This is a genomic window from Mycobacterium sp. (assembly GCF_049673265.1).
Lineage (GTDB): Bacteria > Actinomycetota > Actinomycetes > Mycobacteriales > Mycobacteriaceae > Mycobacterium.
Window position 1 is genome coordinate 1 of sequence record NZ_JBATXN010000314.1, and the last position, 4034, is coordinate 4034.

A 4034-nucleotide genomic window follows, 5' to 3' on the forward strand; every position below is an offset into this window, starting at 1 on the left:
GTGGCACCCAGCAGCACCACGTCGTGCTCGCCCGCCAGAAGTCGGCGCTCCAACTCGTTGATGGCCGCGGGCTGGTCACCGGCTGGCGCGTGCGGGCTGACCACCTCGAAATGCCCACCGGCACGCACCATGTCCTCGACAGGGCGGTATTCGGAGTGCGCGACGATCGGATGCTCGGTAGCGAAAGCCATGTTCTCAGGGTAGAACCACACACCGACAGCTGAGCTTCCCTGCACACCCGGGGCCTATCCTTGCGTCATCCATCCGCCCAAGCATGAGACGTTCGACCTCGACGCCCGCACCAATACCGATCCGAAAGGCATCGTGCGGGCGGTCGATGAGTACATCGTCCGGCCCTGGGGCCTTTACCTGGCCCGCCCGACGCCTGGCCGAGCGCAGTTCCACTATCTGGAGTCCTGGTTGTTGCCGGAGCTGGGTCTGCGGGCCACGGTTTTCCATTTCAACCCCGGCCACGAACGCGACCACGACTTTTACGTCGACGTCGGGGAATACACGCCCGGTCCGGTCGTGTGGCGTTCCGAGGATCATTACCTCGATCTCGAGGTGCGCACCGGCCGCGGCGCCGATTTAGCCGACGTCGATGAGTTGTTAGAGGCCGTGCGGTACGGCTTGCTGAGCCCCGAGGTCGGCGAGCAGGCGGTGCGGCGGGCGGTCGCCGCCGTCGACGGGCTGTCCCGACACGATTACGACCTGCAACGTTGGCTCGCCGCTGACGGCATGGACCTCACCTGGCGTTAGCTACCGGTCCCGGTCTCGAGCAGCGTGTCGAATAGTGCCCGGTAGTGCACGTCGAGGTCGTCTCGTTTGGATTCTCGCGTCGCCAGTTCCCGTCGCTGCGTTTTCCTGTGACTGCTGAATACGGTCATGGCGGCGATGGCCACCGCGACCAGCACGACGACGGCGAACGCGATTCCGATCCATACCCAAACGACCATCACGGGCTCCTTTCATACATACGTCAAATAACCCGACCGACGCCCCCGCAAACGTCACTTTGTGGGGTGCGGGCGCGAGCGCGTCGTACGGCGCCGTGCGGTGATCACAGGCATCATCCAGTTTCTGGATCGGGTCGGGGCGGGTACTTGCCAAGGCATGAGTTTGAGCGAGTACCGACGCAAGCGGCGGTCGGGCCGCAGCCAGGAGCAACGCGGACGACAACAACGGCGCCGCGGAGCCGGCCGCTCCGGCAAGTCCGACCCTGGGCCACGTTTCGTCATCCACCACCACGCGGCGCGCAGCGACCACTACGACTTTCGCCTTGAGATCGACGGCGTGCTGGTGTCCTGGGCGATCCCCAAGGGGCCCTCGACAAACCCGGAGGACCGGCGAATGGCACGCCGCACCGAAGACAACCACCCGTTGGAATACGCAGAGTTCGAGGGAGTGATTCCCGACGGCGAGCACGGTGCCGGCAGCGTGATTGTCTGGGACCACGGCACCTACGCCAACCGGACCGAGCATGAAATGACCAGATGCCTGGGTCGCGGTCACCTTGCGTTTTATCTACATGGCGAAAAGCTGCACGGCGGTTATGCACTGACCCGGATTCGGGAGGGCAAGGACGAAACCTGGCTGCTGCTGAAGCGCCGAGACGAAGAGGCCTCTGACAACTCCGCCGAGCACAATCCGGTCCGAACCCAGCCGGAGTCGGTGCTGTCCGGCCGCACGCTCGACGAGCTGTCGTGACCGACCTCGCCGGCCTGCCCGACTCGCTTCGCCCGGCATTGCGGGACGAGCGGGTGCCGGACTGGCGAGCCCCCACCCTGGCCACACTGACCGAAAAGCGGTTCACCGACCCCGGCTGGATCTTCGAGCGCAAGTTCGACGGGATGCGCTGTCTGGGGTTTCGCGACGGTGACCGTGTGCGGCTGCTATCGCGAAACCGCCAGTCGCTCAACGGAACTTACCCAGAACTGGTCGACGCGCTCGCTGCACAACGCGCTTCCCGATTCGTGGTGGACGGCGAGGTTGTGGCGTTCGACGGGCGACGCACCAGCTTCGCCCGGCTGCAGGGCCGTCTGGGCATCACCAACCCGGAGGCGGCACGGGCATCACCCATCCGTGTTTACTACTACCTGTTCGACCTGCTGCACCTGGATGGTAAATCCACCGTCGGCATTCCGTTGTCCTGGCGCAAGCGCTTGCTACGCAACGCTATTCAATTCAGCGATCCGCTGCGCAACACCCCGCACCGCGTCGAAGATGGCATCGCCGCCTATCGGGCAGCATGCCAGCGCGGCGACGAAGGGGTGATTGCCAAACTCGCGGATGCGACGTATGACGGCGGCCGTTCGCCGAACTGGCTGAAATTCAAATGCGTCCGCGATCAGGAGTTCGTCGTCGGCGGCTACACCGCTCCCAAAGGCAGCCGGATCGGATTGGGTGCGCTGCTGCTCGGCTACCACGACGGCCGCGACCTGGTTTATGCCGGAAAGGTGGGTACCGGCTTTGACCAAGCCGCTCTGCGTAGCCTGCACAAGCGGCTGTCGGCCATCGAACGAGAAGCGCCGCCGTTCACCCGCGGCTTGAAGCATGAAGCCGGCGCCCGGTGGGTGGATCCAGAGTTGGTCGCCCAGATCGGTTTCACCGAGTGGACACGTGACGGCAAGCTGCGCCATCCCCGCTACCAAGGTCTGCGTACCGACAAGAACGCGGACGAAGTCGTGAGGGAGACCCGCTGATGCGTCACACCGAAGGGCCGACATGACCCGACACTCCCGCTCGCTCGACGACCCGATAAAGCGGGTGGCGAAACTTCGTGCCTGAACTGCCCGACGTGGAAGGGTTTCGGCGTGAGCTCGCAGGCCCGCTACCCGGCCGCCAAATTCGTCAGGTAAAGGTGCACGATCCCGGCATCCTGCGAAACACCAACCCCCAAACGCTCGGGCAACGACTGGCAGGGCACCGATTCGGCACACCACGTCGACTTGGTAAATGGCTGATCCTGCCGACCGACGGCCCCACGATGCTGGTACACAGCGGGATGACCGGCCATCCGTACTATGCCACCAGCGGCACTGCGGCGGAAAAGTGTGAACGGCTGGTGGTTTCGCTGGACCGCGGCGAACTGCGTTACGCCGATCTCCGTAAGCTGCGCGGCGTTTGGCTGACCGACAGTGACGGCATCGCTGAAGTGACGGGCCCCCAGGGCCCTGATGCATTAGGGCTCGGCTTGCGGTGCTTCCGTGAACTGCTGTCGGGTAGGCGCGGTCGACTGAAGCCGACGCTCATGGATCAGTCGGTCATCGCGGGGCTAGGCAATTTGCTTACCGACGAAATCTGCTGGCGCGCAATGGTTAATCCATCCCGATTGGTTGCCGATATGGATGCCGACGAGGTCAAGCGGCTGCATGCCGCGATGACCGCAGTGCTGCGCACAGCGGTGCGACACGGCCGGGTGCCCGGTCTGGCCCGCTGGCTGACCGGTGCGCGCGATCAGCCCGATCCGAGCTGCCCGCGCTGCGGCGCGCGACTTGCGCATGGTCGACTCGGCGGCAGAACATCGCTGTGGTGCCCACGCTGCCAATACACGTAGCGGTTGCCGGCAACGAAGTGCGGCCCCGAATCGAACCGCTTAATCTGGCTCCCGGCAGCCAAGCCACCTTCGTCACCAACAACAACCAAACCAACACCGCCCACTTGAGCTCGATGCCCGGCACTGCATTCGAGGCTGACACGGTGCTGGCGGACCCCAAGCAAGCCGGGATGCAAGTGTCGGTCCGGTGGCCTTATGCGGGGAAGGTGCACTGCGAGATCGACGTGGACAACAACGTCGCCATCCAAGTCGATCAGTTCGTCCAGCCGACGCCAGGTAGCACCGATCCGATGAACGGCGTACTCCCCTGCGGCGCCCCGCTGCCCAATCTCTAGGGCAATGACGCTCTAGGGCCGCCAACCCGATCGGTCGGCCCAGTCCCACGCCCGGCCGTATGCCTCGGAGAACCACGGCTCCTTGACCGCCAGATACCGTTCGATGTCTCCGTCCGGGGATGCTGCCTGCTCCGCACTGCGTT

General features: G+C 64.7%; 6 protein-coding genes and 1 pseudogene. 5 read left to right on the forward strand and 2 right to left on the reverse strand.

Going from position 1 to position 4034, the window contains the following annotated elements:
• Positions 1-191 (reverse strand): annotated as a pseudogene (locus tag WBF82_RS11150) (excinuclease ABC subunit B); the annotation flags it as partial.
• Between the two features lie 133 nt (positions 192-324).
• Between WBF82_RS11150 and WBF82_RS11155 the strand changes: the two are divergent.
• On the forward strand, positions 325-759 hold the full coding sequence (locus WBF82_RS11155; protein ID WP_424383096.1) for a DUF402 domain-containing protein: 435 nt from the start codon (positions 325-327) through the stop codon (positions 757-759).
• Here WBF82_RS11155 and WBF82_RS11160 read toward each other — a convergent pair.
• Positions 756-956: a hypothetical protein gene (locus WBF82_RS11160; RefSeq protein WP_424383097.1), complete on the reverse strand. Its 201-nt coding sequence runs from the start codon at positions 954-956 to the stop codon at positions 756-758. The two genes, WBF82_RS11155 and WBF82_RS11160, sit on opposite strands and share 4 nt — an antisense overlap.
• A 100-nt stretch (positions 957-1056) precedes the next feature.
• Between WBF82_RS11160 and WBF82_RS11165 the strand changes: the two genes are divergently transcribed.
• The 4 genes from WBF82_RS11165 (at position 1057) to WBF82_RS11180 (ending at position 3891) form a co-directional block, all read left to right on the forward strand.
• Positions 1057-1707 carry a DNA polymerase ligase N-terminal domain-containing protein gene (locus WBF82_RS11165; RefSeq protein ID WP_424383098.1) on the forward strand — a complete coding sequence of 217 codons (651 nt, stop codon included), beginning with the start codon at positions 1057-1059 and terminating at the stop codon, positions 1705-1707.
• Positions 1704-2702 (forward strand): non-homologous end-joining DNA ligase, encoded by a 999-nt coding sequence (gene ligD, locus WBF82_RS11170; RefSeq protein ID WP_424383099.1) that lies wholly within the window; start codon positions 1704-1706, stop codon positions 2700-2702. Before WBF82_RS11165 ends, ligD begins: the two co-directional genes overlap by 4 nt.
• A gap of 77 nt (positions 2703-2779) precedes the next feature.
• On the forward strand, positions 2780-3556 hold the full coding sequence (locus WBF82_RS11175; protein ID WP_424383100.1) for an Fpg/Nei family DNA glycosylase: 777 nt from the start codon (positions 2780-2782) through the stop codon (positions 3554-3556).
• The gene (locus tag WBF82_RS11180) at positions 3547-3891 is read left to right on the forward strand and encodes a hypothetical protein (protein ID WP_424383101.1); all 345 of its coding nucleotides are present in this window, start codon (positions 3547-3549) and stop codon (positions 3889-3891) included. The genes WBF82_RS11175 and WBF82_RS11180 overlap by 10 nt, the downstream gene beginning before the upstream one ends.
• Positions 3892-4034: the final 143 nt, after the last annotated feature.